The organism is Streptomyces sp. NPDC026377, from assembly GCF_055567715.1.
In genome coordinates, this window is sequence record NZ_JBVHPV010000027.1 from 38,257 (window position 1) to 54,288 (window position 16,032).

The window sequence follows — 16,032 nt, forward strand, 5'->3', positions numbered from 1 at the left end:
TGCTGGCGTCGACGGCCCGGTCGGCGCGCAGCCGTTCGCGTACAGCGAGGCGGCAATCGGATGAATGTCGCCCCGCAGACCGCCACACAGCCCTGACAGGGGCGGTCCGTGAGTTGGTTCGCCGGCGGTGAGTGCACCCCCGGGAAGTAGTCCTGCGCTTCAGGGGGTGGCGCCTCCAGGAGTCGGCCCAGGTCGGTGGCGAGACCGCAGCGACGCATGTACGGGCCGCCATCTGTGCGCCAGACTGGCTCTTGCCTGGTGACGGCGGACAGTACCGTTGGCTCGTCGATCAGGTCGTACCTGGGGAGAGACGCAATGGCCGTCCTGCTCTACTATCCGCTGGTGGTTCCGCCAGTGGAGATCGTGCACCAGGCGCTGCTGTACTGGGACGGGATCTCGTCGGTCGTTCCGCGTGATCCTGAGGTGTTCCAGGCGGCGGTCTCTGCGGAGTTGCTCGAACTCCAGCAGCGGGAGCTGTATTCGCCCGTGGTCTTCGGCGATTGGACCGGGTATTCGGGCGACTCCGACTATGCACGTCTGATGCGCGACTGGGGCGCGTCGTCGGTGCTGGTACGTGAGCTGGAGCGCATGGCTTCCAGGCCGCAGCCGCCGCGGCCGGCTTCCCCGCCCGACAGCTTCATCTACCGGAGTAAAGTGAACGAGTTGCTGATCCGGCGGCTTATCCAGCTCGGACTCGCGGAGCCGCTGCCCCAGTCGTTCTCCGCGGTTGCGGTGGCGCAGGAGGTCCAGCAGACGGTCATCGGCACCATCGCGCGCCACCTGGCCCTGTCACCCCCGGACGGCGGCGCTTCGGGACGACGAGCCTATTTCCCTTGTACGGACCGGGAGGATGCTTATCGCCTCGCCCATCAGCCACTGGGCCAGGCGCGCAGCCTCTCCTGGGAGGTGGAGATCGGGCGGCTTCTCCCGCTGCCCGTACCCGGCACATCAACGGGCGACGTGCTCGCCTTCCGCGAACGGTACACGGACGAGCGGATACGGCTGATGCGGGCAGTCCACCGGCTGCTCGGTGACCTGCGGCGGGACTACGAGCATCCAGCCGACGTCCTTGCACAGCTCCGCCGTGAATTGACGGAGGCGGTGGAGGATTTCCAGGCCGCGGCCAAGGGCTCCCGCATAGTGTGGATCAACCGCTCGGTGACCGCGGCAGTCGCGCTGGGTGCGGCGGCTGCAGGGTCCCTCCTCGTGCCCGACCTGGGCTGGGTCCTGGGCACCGTCGGTGCCTATGCTCTCAACGTGGCGACCCGCGAGATCCGTCCGGTCACCAACGCCGCGCAGCGCCACGACTTCAGCTACTTGCACCGCGTGCGCACACAGCTCGCCTGAACGGAACCCCGACCTTGATGGATGAGGACGCCGAAGAGGTGGTGGCCAGGGTCCGGGTTGTGCCCGGCGACCCGTGGCGTATCGAGGTCACCCACCCCAACGGGCACATCGAAACCGCTGTGGTCTACGACAGCGGCGAGACCGACGGCGTGGTGCGGGCCTACCGCGACCCCGCCTTTCCGCCCTCTGATTACCACGTCAACAAGGCGATCAGATACCTGGGCTACTTCGTGAACGGATACAGTCGACTGCCGTCGGCGATCAGTGAGGGCTTCGAGTTGCCGCTTCGGCACGAGTGGCCGCACCATACCGAGCAACGCCTGCGGGAAGAGCCGCAACGCATCGCCGCGGCCTTCGCCGACCCCGGACGGGAGGGCATGACCCTGTCGCTGCCCACGGCCGACCTCGGCGACCTCCTGAGGGACATCCGAAACGCGGTGCCGTACTGCTTCGAACCAGCCGGTGCCGCACTCCTCAAGGGGCTCGCCCAACGCATCGACGAGGCCGCACCGACGCCCGTAATCCTCCCAGCCGAACTCGACTACCAGCTGGTGCAGGCGCTGCGGACGTCACCTCTTCGCGGCATCCGTGAAGAAAGCAACACCCGACTGGACCTGCTGGCCCGGCTGATCGAGGATGGCCGCCCCCTCAGCGGCGCATGGCCGGCCGTACGCGAAGCCCTCGGACAGGCACTGCACGAAGCACTGGCACGAGCCGGCGCGGAGGGAATCGCCGCACGCGACGAACTGCTCGCCATGGTGCGGCACTTCGCCGACCTTCACCAGGACGCGACCCACCCGGACGACGCAGAACAACAGCGGATCCAGGCCAGGACCGGGGATTGATGTCCGTTTCGCGGTTTCGGCCGGGAGCCGTTTCATCAGTCTGTGGGGATGCGAGTTCGCCGGTTCGGTCCAGAGTGCGGAGATAGCACGGGCGCCGCAATGCTGTGGATGCCGGACCGGGCTTTCACGCTTTGATGACGGTCGATGAAAGGGCTTGGTACCGGTGGGCCATGCGGTGGGAGCTGACGGTGCCGATGAGTCCTTCGGCCTGGTCGAGGAGTTCACGACCTGGTCGTCGTGGCCGCACTTGTGGACGGTGTCGGCCAGGTCGAGGACGGCGTGGAGTCGGTCGCGCGGGTAGCCGGGCGCGGTCGTCTCGACGCGTCGGCTCAGGAAGGGAACGGGCCCGTGATAGGAGGTCGCAGGCGAGCCAACGCGGGTCGGGGAGACCAGGGCCTGCGGCACCGGAGCCTGCGCGGCGGTCGCCGCCCATCGCCTGCGCACACAGATGCGCCGCCCCGCCGACTACCGCGTCGACCTCCCCGGAGGACAGCTCCATGTCACCGTCCACACCAGCGGCCGCATCACCCTCACAGGCCCCGCCCACATCACCGCTCACGGCACCCTCACCGACCTTCCCGCGCCCCGGCCCGCCCCGCTCGTTACGGCCCCGCTCGCCTCAGCCACAGAACCAGGCTCTGCCCCCGCCCGGACACAAGGGGGCACCGGTGAGAAGCCGACTCACTCCCCACATGGCGCCACAGCACTCAGCCGCCCGCCGGTTCCCCATCAGCAGCTGTAGCCGCAGAATCTGCCGCCCCGCCCTGCCCGTGCGCATTAATGCGAGGCTGCGCCCGATCCCCAGGCAGCCGCGCCCTGGGGCGGATGCTGCGATCCGGCCGGATTGCGAGGTTTTCCGGACACGCTCGTGTGAGCAGTCCTAGCGTGGCGACATGGCCAAGTCCCAGTCCCCCGCAGGTTCTCTCCTGTCTCCGCGTGACGAGTCCCGGCTCCAGCTGGCCGCGATGGCCCGCCAGCTCGCCGATGCCGTTGCCGAGCTCGTCCCTGTCGCCACCGACCCCGAACCCGGCGCCCTGCTCAACGACGCAGTGGCCCTCCACGGACACTTGGAAAAATGGATCAAAGCCGCGATTGTGGCCGAGCGGGAACGCGGTGTAGCTCACCGCCACCTCGAGCACTCTCCCCACCGCTACCCCGCACCGAATCACCGCACCAGGGCGGAGGCCGTCGACGAGTGGGTACTGGCCGGGCGGCGCAACACCCAGGACATCGCGGGGCCTGCCCTGGCAGCAGACCTGGACGCCTGGTATGCCCACCGCCACCCCGACCGCGAGCGCGCGGTCACCGATGCCCTGGACGCCACCCGCTTTCCGGGCTCGGACACCTACGAGAACCACCGCCGGCAAGCGGGTGACCCGCTCCACGCGCGGCTGAAGCAACTGCAGGCGGACCAAGACGCTGCCTGGCAGGTACTGGCGGGGGTGGACTTCGCGGACGACGACTCCGGCGCCGCCCACCCGGCGACCGCGGCCAGCGTTGAAGTGATCAACCAGCTCGTTGCTGTCTACCGTGAACTAGCCGAAGCCGAGCCCGTCTTCGCCGACGAACACGAAAGCCGCGCCTCCTGGTGGCAGGAGCGCGCCGAGGAGTTGACCACCGAGGGGCCCAATCCCCAGGCCGACCCCCTGTATCCGCTGATCAGGCGCAGCGCCTCCTAGGCACGGCCGCCCGCTCGGCTCGAAGAACCCACAACCCGCCACCCGCTACGACGTCGGACGAGTCCTCGCCACCGCCGAGTCCTACACCCGCCCCGCGCACCACAAGCAAGGAACCAAGCCCCGGCGCACTGGCGAGACGACCCGTTCCGACGCCTAATCCTGGGCGCGAAGCCGTCCCCGGATCTGGCATGCTGGCCCCGTGAACAACAAGATCAGAAAGGGCGATGCCGCGTAGTCGGCCGTCCCAAGTCCGCACCTGCGGACGTCACTGGAGGCGGCAGGCGCATGAAACACCAGCACCTGGGCTGCCGCGTGGCTCGGGCAAGCTTGCCGGAGCGGTTTCCCGCCTCGAGCACGATCGGCTCTGGCCTGGGGCGATAGCCCAGGCCTTGCAGCAGTGGTCGCGAACAGCCCACCGCCCCAGTCGTGCTCTCGCCGGCGGTTGCGGTTGCCCTTTGTGCAACCCCTTCTACACAACCGACGAGCGGGGCGTTCTGGAAGCAGCCATGCACGCTCTTCCGCGAAAGACGGCGCGTGAACTGCGGCGTCTGGTGAAACCGCTCGACGACCTCTACATCACCAAAACCTGGCCCGACCCCTTCGCCTCGCCCGACGACGGATGGTGGGCAAGACGCTGTTGGGGATAGGCACCAGTGGCGAAGCCGCGAAGGAGTAGCTGTACACGCCCTTCCCGTCGTTGTTCCAGTTCAGGAACAAGGTGGCGTCGCCCAGGCTCGGCCCGCTCACCTGGTGAGTGAGCGCGGGTGTGGTGTACGAGCCGCTGCCGCGCTCCATCCGCTCATGCAGATCGAATTCGCGTGACGAGACGATGGGGTCCGTGCCACGGACGGAGCGCTTGATCTCCGTCTGGAGTCCGACGGAATCGAACGTATTGACCTGGTGTGCCGCGTAGGGAGCCTGCCACCGCACGGAGGAGTACGCGGTGACGGCGTTCCCGCTGCGCCGGGCACAGATGGTCACGGTGAACGTGAAGTTATCCGGCCAGGGCCCGGAATACTGCGGCATGTCCAGCGTCCGTGAGCTCGTTGTGCACCGGTAGCCCCCGCGGGCCGGTGCTGCCACGGCGACTGCCTGCACCAGTGTTGTGGCCAGGAGTGTCGCTGCCGTCAGAGAGATGAATCGCCGCATGAGCGGATCAACGCCACGAGCACGGGGACACATCACGGCCCACACTGAAAGATCACCCGCCAGGTAACGGCCTGACGCGCCCTTGCCGATCAGTTCAACCGGCTCGTTCCGAGTCCGGGTGGACCCGACTGTCAGACCCCGCCCGTAGCGTCGTGAATGTGGGCCTGGAGCGGCCGGGCCTCTTGTGCAGGGGAGCAGCCCATGGGTGAGATCAACATCGGCAGCACGGACCTGGACCGGCTGCTGACGGACAGCGCCAGCGCCTACGGAGCTTCCTACCAGCAGACATTCATCCAGCTGGCTGACTCACACCGCGGCTGGCCCGCCGCCGACATCCTTCCGCTCCTGCACTGGCTTTGTTCACGAGAACGGGCAGTGGATGTTCACCACTTCGGGAGGCACCCGGCAGGTCGAGAATTCGAACGGGATGCTGCGCGGTGTGGCGGTGCGCGGTCTCGCGCTGCGGATGAAAACACGTTGGCCGGCCCGCCCTGGAGATGCGACGATGCCCCCGCTTCTTCTCGGAGGATATTTGTTCGTTTTCGTGTGTGCGGGGTGTGGCGCTGAGTTGACCATCCCGCTGTCCCCGGTCGCGCTGCCGGCCCATGCCCATCAGAAGTTCGGGAACGGGGTCCAGCTCCCGGTGCTGATGGAGTCGGGCACGTTCGCCGTGGAACCCGAGCGCTGGGGGCCGCCATGGCGGAGGTGGGAGGACGTTGACCCGGACGAGGCGGCGGCCCGCGGCATCTATGCCCCCCTCTTCGCCTTGTCCGACAGCGCACCCGGCGCCGTCGTCATCGCCCCCGGGGATGCCCGCGGCACCGTACTTGTCCCGGACAAGGCCGGTGGATACTGCTGCGGCCTCGACTGGGGTGACGGCCCCAACATGGCCTGTGAGGCGTGTGGCCTGCCTGTAGCGAGCCGGATCGACGACTGCTCGCTCTGGCAGGCGGTCTGGTTGTCGCCGGATGCCGTGCACCGCCTCCCCATCGACGGTACCACCTGCGAAACCGCAGTCCTCTCCTGGGCGGAGCTTCTGAAGGAGGGGAAAGCCACGCCCCCGGTCGAGCCGATCACCAGATGGGGCTCGGGCGGCGGGCTGGACCATTGGTGGTCATGGAGCCCGCAGTGGGAAGCAGCAGGCGGCCGGGCCTTGGCCCACTTGCTGGCAGCCTCCGACGGCCGACCGGTGACCGTCCCGCACGGCTTGACCACGGAGATGTTCCAACGCGCCCTCGACGCCCTGCTGCCCACGGACCAGCCGGGGCGACGCGCCGTCCTGGCCGGACCTGGACTGGCCGCACCGTGCCCGGACGCTGACATCATGCTCGTGCCGACGCACCCACAGACGGGGGCAACATGGCGCCCGGCCGGACCGGCGTCAGCACATCCTGTGCCGCTGCCCTTCGGGATATGGATGTGGATGGCCTTCCCCCAACCGCACCTTCGCCTGCCGACCTCGGGAACCATGCCCGACGGCGTACTCCGCGACGACCCGCCCCTGCCACGCCCGTACTGCATGTTCCGAGCCGACTCCGGAATCTTTGAGCACACCCTGATCCGACTTCCGGCCGTCCGCATCCCATGGCTGCGGGAGATTCTCGACAACCTCACCGGACACATGCGCGCCGGCCTCTTCTAGCCGACTGCTAGACATCGTCGGCACACGCTCCGGAACCGCCCATTCGAACACCCACACACCAGTGGTGCCTCCCGAAGTGGTGAACATCTGCCGCCCGCTCTCGTGAACAAAGCCACTGCACCGGGCGGCGGACCAGGTCCGGCTGGGGTTCACACACGACGACCTGATCGAGCAGGCCGAAGCGATCAGCGCCGGCAGGCAGTACGTCCTGCGCATCACGGTCACCTGATCGAGAAGATGGCGTCAGGGCCCTGGCTGATGCGGGCGTCTGGTCAGAAGGCCATCAAGAGCGGTGTCGCCCCGAGGGAGACGGCCCTGTTCTCGTATAGCTACCGCCAGGTGGCTTGGAGCGCTGAGTAATTACTTGGGGCTGTGGTCGCGCTGCTGAAGGGCGGCGAAGTCGGCGTGCGCCGTCTCGACGGCCTCCGGGTACGCCTGAGTCTTCTCGTGCCCCGCGAGCGCGCGGTAGATGCTCGCGACGCTGGGGGGCTGGCCCCTGCGCTTGCCGGTGGGAATGATCAGGTCGGACTGGATCTGATCGACCGACTCGCCGTTCGCACGGCGCCGGAGCACGGTGTGCAGCATGTCGTCGGTGATGACGGGCGGCCGGCCGCCGTGCTTGCCCTTGCGGGCCGCCGCGTCGAGCCCTTCGAGGGGCGACTCCCGAATGTTCTCCCGTTCGGTCTCCGCCATCGCCGCGAAGAACGCGAACAGCAGGCGTCCGGGCCCGCTGGGGTCGTACATCCCGGGCAGCGGCCCTGCGAGCATCTCCAGCACTAGGCCGTGGGCAGTCAGGTGGTCGGCGAGCGCGGTGAGTTCGGCGGCGTCGCGGCCCAGGCGCTTCATCTCGTAGACGGTGAAGATGACACGGCAGTGCGGGGCGTGGGCCTTGATCTGGCGGGCGAGCGCGAGCGCGGCCTCGAACTGGGGCCGGACCCGTACGCGGGTGCTGATCTTCTCGGAGAACACCTTGTCGCGAGGGATGCCGTGCCCCGCGAGGGCGTCGAGCTGGGACTGGAGTTCCTGGGTGAGCGTCGAGCACCGGGCGTACCCGATGCGGATGTCGGCGTTCGGGGTGTCCGGCGCGAGGGCGAGCGGAACCAGGGTGCCGGGGCGCCACGGCTGTCCGGGTCCGCGGTCGGCGGGGGTGGGCACGCGCAGGAGCTTGGCGAGCCGGGGCACCTTGGTGAAGCGCCCGGTGTGGTAGGTGAGCATCGAGGGCCTTGCCCCTGTGCCCCGGGGCACGATACGCGCGTCTCGGAGGCACGTTCACACGTCGCGGTGCCGTACGACGATCACCGCGAGGGCGACCGCGGCCAGCGGCCAGAGCGCGTAGACGATCCAGCAGCCGGGGAGGGTGGCGGTGTAGCCCAGGGATGCGGGATCGGGCTCCCAGGTCTGGACGAGGCGGGTCCAGGCGGCGGAGATCATTGTGTGTTTGATGTCGGCGGACCAGCGGTTGCTCTCGGAGAACATGGTGGACAGCATCAGCAGGGTGAAGGCGCTGGTGAGCATGGTGGCGGCGGCATGGCGGAGCAGGACGGCGAGGCCCAGGCCGGTCAGGGCGCACACCGGAGCCAGCAGCGCGGATGCCACCAGCGGGCGGAGCACATCGGGGTGGGTGATCGGGACGGCGGCACCGTGCCCGTCCAGGATGGCCTGGGAGACGAGGAAGGAGCCGATGGCGGCGGCCGTGCCGACCGCGGTCCACAGCAAGGCGGTGACGACCGCCTTGGCCAGCACGACCGCGCCGCGGGCGGGGACGGCCGCGAGGGTGGTGCGGATCAGGCCGCTGCTGAACTCGCTGACGACGGTGAGGGCGCCCATGCTTCCGGCGACGAGCATCAGCGTCATGTAGCCGGGCGAGGAGAAGGTGTCGTAGGCCAGGAAACTGGTGGGTTCGGAGCCCGCGGCCTTGTCGGAGAGCGTGGCCACGGCCGCGGACCCGATGACGAACAGGGTGATGAGCGCGAGGGTCCACGGGGTGGAGCGCAGGGACCGTATCTTGATCCACTCGGAGGCGATCAGGTCGCGGAAGCGGGCGGGCGGCTCGGCGAGGGAGGCGGCCGAGGTGGTCGCGGGGGCAGGGGCGAGTGTGGTCATCGGGGCTGTCCTGCCTGGTATTCGACGCTGTCGGCGGTCAGTTCCATGAAGGCCTCTTCCAATGAGGCCGCCCGGGTTGTGAGTTCGTTGAGCAGGATCCCGTTCTCGAAGGCGAGCGCGGCGATCCGGTCCGACGGCAGTCCGGTCACGACGAGCTTCTCGGTACCCGCAGACCCCTCCGGCTCGACCGATGCGCCGGCGGCGGTCAGCACCGCCGTCAGCTCGGCTGCCTGCCGCGTGCCCACCACCACGCCGAGGCCGGCGCCGCGGGCCGCGAACTCCCGCACCGACTCGGCGGCGATGAGCCGGCCCCGGCCGATGACGACGAGCTGGTCGGCGGTGTTCTCCATCTCCGACATGAGGTGGCTGGAGAGGAAGACCGTACGGCCCTCGGCCGCGAGGCGCCGGAAGAGGCGGCGCATCCAGAGCACGCCTTCGGGGTCCATGCCGTTGACCGGCTCGTCGAACATCAGCACCGGCGGGTCGCCGAGCAGGGCGGTGGCGACCCCCAGACGCTGCTTCATGCCGAGCGAGAAGCCGCCGATGCGGCGGCCCGCCGCCTCGGCCAGGCCCACCTCGTGCAGCACCTCCTCCACCCGGCGCAGGGAGATCCCGTTGCTGCGGGCCAGGGCGGACAGGTGGGCCGCGGCGGTGCGTCCGCCGTGGACCTGGCCTGCGTCGAGGAGGGCGCCGACGTGCCGCAGTCCGCGCGGGTGGCTGCGGAAGGGGATGCCGCTGACGGTGGCGGCGCCGCCGGTGGGCGCCTCCAGGCCGAGGATCATCCTCAAGGTGGTGGACTTGCCGGCTCCGTTGGGACCGAGGAAACCGGTGACCTGGCCCGGTCGCACGGTGAAGGACAGCTGGTCGACGGCGGTCTTGCCGCCGTAGCGCTTGGTGAGTTCATGTACTTCGATCATGTGGACAACACTGCCGGGAGGGACCCCGGCCGGTCATGGGGCCGCAGGCGGCAATCGCGCGCCCGGGTGTTCGCCCGTGGGCGGACGCCCGTGGGCGGACGCCGCAGGTCTCAGGGCTGGATAGTCTCGCGGGATGGATGCCATACCGACCACCGCCTCGCCCGCGCGCGTCGCACCGCGCGGCCTTCCTCTGGAGAGGGCGCACCGCCTTGAGAGGGCACATCTGCGATGACGAGAACGAAGGTCATGGCCTGGGTGGGGGGTGTCCTCTACGTCCTCGCGGTGGGTCTGCTCGTAGGAGGTGCGCCGCGGGCTTCGGGCACGGTCCACGGCATCGGGGCACTGCTGGCGGCGAGCCTGCTCGTCGGCGTCCTGCGACGCGGGCCGATCCTGGCTCTGGCCATGGCGCTCTTCGGATCCATCGCCGTGGTGGTGGGCCCCCCGAGCTCCGCCCCGGTGGACCTGTCGGCTTCGTACCAGAACCAGTTCCTGCCGTTCCTGGCGGTGGACCTCATCCTGGGGTTCATCGTCGCCACCCGCGCACGGCGGGCTTCGGCCGTCGCCGTGGCCACCTCCCTCGTCGTCCAGGTGCTGTGCGTCGGCGGCTTCGCGCACGGGGACGGTCTGACCGTCAACCTCGTGATCGCCCTCCTGGCGATGGCCGCGGCCTGCACGGCCGGTCTGCTCATCCGTGAGCGCCGCGAGCACGCGGTGGCGCTGCGCGCACAGGAGGTGGCCGAGGCCGTCGTCGCCGAACGGCTGCGGATTGCCCGGGAGTTGCACGACATGGTCGCGCACAGCATCGGCATCATCGCCATCCAGGCCGGGGTGGGGAGCCGGGTTATCCAGACGCAGCCCGAGGAGGCCCACGAGGCGCTGCAAGCCATCGAAGCCACCAGCAGGGAGACCTTGTCGGGCCTCCGGCGCACGCTGGTGGCGCTCCGTCAGGCCGACCCGGACGCGGGGGCTTCGGGGCGGGCACCGCTCGCGCCCTCGCCCGGTCTGGCGGACCTCGAACGGCTGGCGGCGACGACGGCGGACGCCGGGGTACGGGTCGACGTGCGCCGCAGCGGGGAACAGCGCCCGCTGCCGGCCGACATCGACCTGTCGGCCTACCGTATCGTCCAGGAGGCGCTGACCAACGTGGTCCGCCACGCGGGCACCGGGCACTGCCGGGTGGCCGTCAACTACGGGGACGAGGAGCTGTCCGTGGAAATCGTCGACGACGGGCGCGGCGCCACCGAGGACGGCCCGGCCCACGGCTTCGGCATCGTAGGCATGCGCGAGCGGGTCGCCCTGCTGCACGGCCGCATCAGTGCCGGACCGCGCCCGGAGGGCGGCTTCCGGGTGGCGGCGCGGCTGCCGCTGCCCGAACCCGTCGGAATTCCGGTGGAGGCCCGATGACCGGCGGTCCCGTACGTGTCCTGCTCGTCGACGACCAGCCGCTGGTGCGGTCCGGCCTGCGCGTGATCATGGCCGATCACCCCGACCTGGAGGTCGTCGGTGAAGCCGCCACCGGCGCCGAGGCGGTCCAACTGGCTGGGGACATCCACCCCGACGTCGTGGTGATGGACATCCGGATGCCCGGAATGGACGGGATCGAGGCCACTCGCCTGATCACCAACGGCCCGGCGACCACCCGCGTCCTCGTCCTGACCACCTTCGACGAGGACGACTACGTCTACGGCGCGCTCCGGGCCGGAGCGAGCGGCTTCATGGTCAAGGACATGGCGCTCGACGACATCCTCGCGGCGATCCGCGTGGTCGCCGCCGGCGACGCGCTGATCGCGCCGGGTGTCACGCGCCGCCTGATCGCGGAGTTCGCCGGGCGCCCCGAAGCCGCCCCGAAGCGATCCCCGAGGCCGGTCGAGGGCATCACCGAGCGGGAACGGGAGGTCCTGACCCTGGTCGGGCGCGGCCTGTCGAACACCGAGATTGCGGAGGGCCTCTTCATCACGGTGGCCACGGCCAAATCACATGTGTCACGCCTGCTCACCAAACTGGGTGCCCGGGACCGGGTCCAGCTCGTCATCACCGCCTATGAGATGGGGCTCGTCACTCTGCCCGGTTGACCGGGTCCCTGGGTTCCTTGGCGGAAGGCAGGAGTGTCGTGCCGCCTCCGCATCACCTACTCCACCCGCCGCTGGCAACCAGCTCATTCGTCTTCACCGCGGTTCCGGCCAGGCCCGGACCGTCACGTCGGGGTGCTTGCTGCTTCCCTCTGTGGAGTGCGCGGCCTGGGCACCGCCGCCCGGATGGACAGGTCCAAATCGAGGCGGCTGTTCATGTCCAGCTCGAACCTGCCGTACGGATTCACATGGGTCCAGAACAGCGGCGACAGCGCCCTGCGGTCCGCGTCGGTGAGTTTGTCCGCCCACTTCGGATCGGCCAGGGTCTCCTGCATCAGCAGCGTGTTGACGTGCACCAGAGCGGACTGGAGCAGATGCAGCACGAGCATGCTGACCTCCTGGGACTCCTTGTCCGCACCTGCCAGATCGCCATCCTTGCCGTAGAAGAGGTCCTTGTTCGCGGAGTTCCAGTTCTCCACCACCTGCAACCCCTCGTGGATCTCTTGGCGCATCTCGACGTCCGCGAGGTAGTCGCATACGAACGAGGTCCGCACCGCCCGACCCAGCTCCTCGATCGCCCGGTGCGTCGGGTGCTTGGGCCCTCCACGGGTGAAGCGGCGCAGGACCTGCTCGGCCTCGGCGGTGCCCAGCCGCAGGGCGGCGGTGTACTGCACGATCTGGTCGTACTGCTGGGCGATCAGGTCCCAGTCGATCGTCTTGGTGGAGAGCACCGGGCCCAGGTTCGGCCACTGCTCGTCCTGACCGGCCGCCAACCGGTACAGCTTCGCCGAGCCGATGTTCTTCAGTCGCGGCATCAGCTTGAAGTCGAGCATGTGGGCGAAGGCGAACCCGACGATGGAGGCACCGTGCGTGTCGGTGTACTGCCGGTCCACCTCCATGTCGGTGCAGTGCCGCAACACGCCCTCGATCATCGAGGCGACCTCGGAGGCCGAACATGACTTGAGCTGGGAGTAGATGCAGACCGACTTTCGCTCGATATGCCAGTAGATCATCACCCCGGGGCCCCGGTAGCGCTGGTGCCACTCGGTCATCAGGTTGCTGGACCAGGCGCCGAACTTGCGGCTGTCGGAGGCACACGCCGTACCGGTGCCCCACCACAGCTCATCCCGGATGGCGAAGGTGGCGTTCACCAGCTTCCGCAAGGCCGCGCGCATGTTGGCGCGGTTGACGAACAGGTGCCGCACCCGCCTCAGCGTCGCCTCGCTCTCGCCATGCTTGCCGGTCACCGCGACCCGGACCGTCCAGGACACCACCGGCAGGCCGCCACCGCTCTCGGCGTGCGCGGCGGACACCAGACGGCACAGCCTCGCCCAGCCGGCCGCGGTCTGAGCGAGCAGCGCGATCCGCAACCGGGGCTCGAGTACGTGCGCACCTCCACGCACGGGCGTCCGCGCCCGGCCGGCAGCCGGGTCCGGTGCGCGCAGTGGGGCAACGGCGACGTCGACCCCCAGGATCGGCCGGATTCCGGCGGTAGCTGCGCTTGCGGCGAAGCGGACCGTCCCAGCGACGGTGTCCCGGTCGGTCAGCGCCAGCGTCGACATGCCGCGCTCGGCGGCACGCTGGACGAGGGCGCGGGGCAGAGAGGCGCCGTAGCGGGCGGAATAGCCCGAAACGACGCGGAGGTGAGTAAATCCACGACCCCACACCTCCTGCCTCTCTCGTATCCCTCCCCTGACCTGGTTCCTCTCCAGGTATCCGCGTGGCGCTGGCCGTCCCGGCATCGCGGCGTGTTGCTCAGCCGGCTGCGGATTCGTGCAGTGCGTGCCAGCGGAATCGGGGCTGGTTCGCCTGGACGGTCAGCACTGCGGTCGTCCAGCGATCGCTGCGCTCTCCGTTGAGGTGGTGGCGCTCCATACAGCGGATCCCCCTGACGTCGCCCTCGGCGAACAGCACCTCGAAGTCGGTGATCTCGATGCGGAGGCCGGGCTGGGAGTTGCGTTTTTGCCGTAGTCCGTCCAGCAGCTGGGACTTGGTGACGGGGACGCGGTCGATGCTCAGCATCGTGAACGTCTCGGACTGGGTCGCGGCGACGCGGTCGAGGATCTCCGGGTCTGCGTCGTCGGTTCCGAACCAGGCCGCGAGGAGCTGGTTGGCAGCGACGACCTCAGCTTCCAGTTCTGCTGCGTGGGTGTCGTTCATGCCCCGCAGGCTATGCGAAGCGCAGCGTCGTCGCAGTTCAGGATGGATGCGGCCCCGGCCGGGTGTCAGTGGTGCGTGGCAGACTCAGGGCCATGATGCCCAGGTCGAGATTCACACCGCGCCCGAACGTACGGCAGGAGTACACCGAGCCCTTCCCCCCGCCGTCCGAAAGCCGTACGGGGCGGGCAGCCGGGGGCTTCGGCGTGACCGTGAGCGGGGGATGAGATGGCCGATTTCAAGGATGAGCTCTCTCCGGATCTCATCAGGCGTCTCGCGGGCGACCTCGCGATGGTCTCGGCCTCCTTCGACCGGATGGCGTTCGAGCAGCGGGCATGTACCGGCCTCGGTGACCTGGAGCTGAAGGCCCGGATCGACTGGATCGCCCAGGCCCTCGCGGCGACGCTGCCGGCCGGGCCCGAGGAGGCTGACCGGCTGATCCGTGCCGCCCTCGACCGAGGGGGGCTGAGGGGGTGGGCGTCCATGCCCGTCAACGCCTACGTCGCCTCGGTCATGCTGGAGCGGCCCGATGTCGCGCTGCCGCTGCTGGCCGCGCTCACCCCCCACTACACCGCCGAGTTCGCGATCCGCCCGTTCGTCGACGCCCACTACGAGCACACGATGAACCAGCTCAGGACCTGGACCAACGACCCGGACGAACACGTTCGCAGGCTCGTCTCGGAGGGCACACGGCCCCGGCTGCCCTGGGCACAGAGAATCCCGCGGTTCATCGCCGACCCGGCTCCCGCTCTGGCGCTCCTGGAGCCCCTCGCCGACGACGAGTCTCTCTACGTGCGCCGGTCCGTGGCCAACCACCTCAACGACATCAGCAAGGACCACCCCGAAGTAGTCCTGGAGACCGCCCGGCGGTGGTCTGGCAGCAGCACGCACGGTGACTTCGTCGTGCGCCACGGTCTGAGGACCCTCGTTAAACGAGGACACCCACAGGCGCTCGCGATCCTCGGATTCGATCACCAGGCTCCGATCGAGATCACCGACCTCGCCTGCTCACCTTCCACCATCTCCGTCGGGGAAGCGACCACCATCACCTTCACGCTGCACGCCACCGACACGGCAACCGCGGCGATCGACTACCTGGTCCACTACCAAGGGGTGCGCGGTCCCAAGGCGGGAAAGGTGTTCAAGCTGACCGTCCGCAACCTCCCCGCGGGCCAGGCGGTCCACTTCTCACGCCAGCACCGCTTCGCGAACCTCTCGGTCCGCACGATCCGCCCCGGACCGCACCGTATCGAGATCCAAGCCAACGGGCGCATTCTCGGCGCGACCGAGGTCCACATCACCGCCACCCGACCACCACAGGGATCGACCTGACAATGACATGGCGTTCGCAGATCCGGATGATGCGGTGGGTGCGGGCCGCGGTCAGGTCATGGCTGCGACCGGGCAGCGCGGGTGAGACCCACAGCAGCTTGCCGGTGGGGCCGGCGACGACCTGCACGTTCACGCCGTGACGGCGATGCTTGTGGGAAAGGTCAGCCCGGCTGTCGCCGACACGGTCGCACTCGACGAGCGTCCCGTCGAGCAGAATGTGATCAGGATCGGTTTCCCGCAGGATCCGCAGCAGTCCAGGCGCCCGCGGGGAGAGGTGGCCGACGACGGCCGTGACGTAGGCGTGGGCGGTGCCGACGGATATTTCCCGAAGCTGGCGGCGATCTGCGCGAGCGTGTCATGCCGGCGCAGGTAGACCAGGCCGACGAGCGCACGCTGGTGAGGTCGGAGCTTGCAGCGGCGGTCACCCTCACGGGTGATGATGAGCATGGATACCCACTCGACCAGGGCGTGAGGCAGGTCGAGTGCGGCAGGATAGGGAACCAACGAGGCTCCTGTGCTACTGAGTTGAGACGTCGAACACCTCTCTCAACGGCACAGGAGCCTCGTGCGTTGCGGGACACCGGCCGTCACCCGATCAGAGGCCACTCTGAAAAAGCTCACTGCACCCTTATCGGATTCGGCAGGGCAGGACTCGCTGCCCTCGCCCTACCTGCCTGGCTGCCGGGCGGGCCGCCCAGGTGTGTCAGGGCGCCATGCCGGTGTTCTTCAGGCCGGACAGCCAGAAGATCTCGTGGTAGCCGTTGCCGTCGAAGTCGTCGGCGTAGAAGAGGT

The 16,032-nt window shown here is 69.0% G+C and carries 13 protein-coding genes and 3 pseudogenes; 8 read left to right on the forward strand and 8 right to left on the reverse strand.

The window, feature by feature from the left end; all coding sequences use genetic code 11:
- The first annotated feature begins 315 nt into the window (after window positions 1–315).
- From ACZ4MU_RS33385 to ACZ4MU_RS33400, 4 genes and pseudogenes are all read left to right on the forward strand, one after another.
- A complete protein-coding gene (locus tag ACZ4MU_RS33385) occupies window positions 316–1,347 on the forward strand; it encodes a hypothetical protein (RefSeq protein ID WP_467883285.1) in 1,032 nt (343 codons plus the stop codon).
- Between the two features lie 17 nt (window positions 1,348–1,364).
- On the forward strand, window positions 1,365–2,192 hold the full coding sequence (locus ACZ4MU_RS33390; RefSeq protein WP_467883286.1) for a hypothetical protein: 828 nt from the start codon (window positions 1,365–1,367) through the stop codon (window positions 2,190–2,192).
- A gap of 394 nt (window positions 2,193–2,586) precedes the next feature.
- Window positions 2,587–2,934: pseudogene (locus ACZ4MU_RS33395) on the forward strand (hypothetical protein); the annotation flags it as partial.
- Window positions 2,935–3,085: 151 nt separating this feature from the next.
- Entirely contained in the window at window positions 3,086–3,871 is a 786-nt protein-coding gene (locus ACZ4MU_RS33400) for a hypothetical protein (RefSeq protein ID WP_467883287.1), read from the forward strand.
- Window positions 3,872–4,447: 576 nt separating this feature from the next.
- Here the strand turns inward: ACZ4MU_RS33400 and ACZ4MU_RS33405 are convergent.
- Complete coding sequence (locus ACZ4MU_RS33405; RefSeq protein WP_467883288.1) at window positions 4,448–4,897, reverse strand: hypothetical protein; 450 nt, start codon at window positions 4,895–4,897, stop codon at window positions 4,448–4,450.
- Window positions 4,898–5,552: 655 nt separating this feature from the next.
- Here ACZ4MU_RS33405 and ACZ4MU_RS33410 point away from each other — a divergent pair.
- On the forward strand, window positions 5,553–6,662 hold the full coding sequence (locus ACZ4MU_RS33410) for a hypothetical protein (protein ID WP_467883300.1): 1,110 nt from the start codon (window positions 5,553–5,555) through the stop codon (window positions 6,660–6,662).
- A gap of 360 nt (window positions 6,663–7,022) precedes the next feature.
- Here the strand turns inward: ACZ4MU_RS33410 and ACZ4MU_RS33415 are convergent, their stop codons facing one another.
- From ACZ4MU_RS33415 to ACZ4MU_RS33425, 3 genes are read right to left on the reverse strand one after another with little or no spacing between them, the layout of a single operon-like run.
- The gene (locus tag ACZ4MU_RS33415) at window positions 7,023–7,877 is read right to left on the reverse strand and encodes a recombinase family protein (protein WP_467883289.1); all 855 of its coding nucleotides are present in this window, start codon (window positions 7,875–7,877) and stop codon (window positions 7,023–7,025) included.
- A gap of 54 nt (window positions 7,878–7,931) precedes the next feature.
- On the reverse strand, window positions 7,932–8,765 hold the full coding sequence (locus ACZ4MU_RS33420) for an ABC transporter permease (protein ID WP_467883290.1): 834 nt from the start codon (window positions 8,763–8,765) through the stop codon (window positions 7,932–7,934).
- Complete coding sequence (locus tag ACZ4MU_RS33425) at window positions 8,762–9,682, reverse strand: ABC transporter ATP-binding protein (RefSeq protein ID WP_467883291.1); 921 nt, start codon at window positions 9,680–9,682, stop codon at window positions 8,762–8,764. Before ACZ4MU_RS33425 ends, ACZ4MU_RS33420 begins: the two co-directional genes overlap by 4 nt.
- Before the next feature lie 228 nt (window positions 9,683–9,910).
- Here ACZ4MU_RS33425 and ACZ4MU_RS33430 point away from each other — a divergent pair, with 228 nt between their 5' ends.
- Both ACZ4MU_RS33430 and ACZ4MU_RS33435 read left to right on the forward strand, forming a co-directional pair.
- Window positions 9,911–11,086, forward strand: a complete 1,176-nt coding sequence (locus tag ACZ4MU_RS33430; RefSeq protein WP_467883292.1) for a sensor histidine kinase — start codon at window positions 9,911–9,913, stop codon at window positions 11,084–11,086.
- Entirely contained in the window at window positions 11,083–11,754 is a 672-nt protein-coding gene (locus ACZ4MU_RS33435; RefSeq protein WP_467883293.1) for a response regulator, read from the forward strand. The genes ACZ4MU_RS33430 and ACZ4MU_RS33435 overlap by 4 nt, the downstream gene beginning before the upstream one ends.
- A 122-nt stretch (window positions 11,755–11,876) precedes the next feature.
- Here ACZ4MU_RS33435 and ACZ4MU_RS33440 read toward each other — a convergent pair whose 3' ends face one another.
- From ACZ4MU_RS33440 to ACZ4MU_RS33450, 3 genes and pseudogenes are all read right to left on the reverse strand, one after another.
- A complete protein-coding gene (locus ACZ4MU_RS33440) occupies window positions 11,877–13,025 on the reverse strand; it encodes a transposase (RefSeq protein WP_467883301.1) in 1,149 nt (382 codons plus the stop codon).
- Window positions 13,014–13,418 (reverse strand): annotated as a pseudogene (locus tag ACZ4MU_RS33445) (PHP domain-containing protein); the annotation flags it as partial. The gene ACZ4MU_RS33440 and the pseudogene ACZ4MU_RS33445, both read right to left, overlap by 12 nt.
- A gap of 88 nt (window positions 13,419–13,506) precedes the next feature.
- The gene (locus ACZ4MU_RS33450) at window positions 13,507–13,911 is read right to left on the reverse strand and encodes a hypothetical protein (protein ID WP_467883294.1); all 405 of its coding nucleotides are present in this window, start codon (window positions 13,909–13,911) and stop codon (window positions 13,507–13,509) included.
- A gap of 225 nt (window positions 13,912–14,136) precedes the next feature.
- On the opposite strand from ACZ4MU_RS33450, the gene ACZ4MU_RS33455 reads away from it, so the two are divergent.
- Window positions 14,137–15,240, forward strand: a complete 1,104-nt coding sequence (locus ACZ4MU_RS33455; protein ID WP_467883295.1) for a DNA alkylation repair protein — start codon at window positions 14,137–14,139, stop codon at window positions 15,238–15,240.
- Here ACZ4MU_RS33455 and ACZ4MU_RS33460 read toward each other — a convergent pair.
- Window positions 15,221–15,744, reverse strand: a pseudogene (locus tag ACZ4MU_RS33460) (transposase family protein); the annotation flags it as partial. The gene ACZ4MU_RS33455 and the pseudogene ACZ4MU_RS33460 sit on opposite strands and share 20 nt — an antisense overlap.
- Window positions 15,745–16,032: the final 288 nt, after the last annotated feature.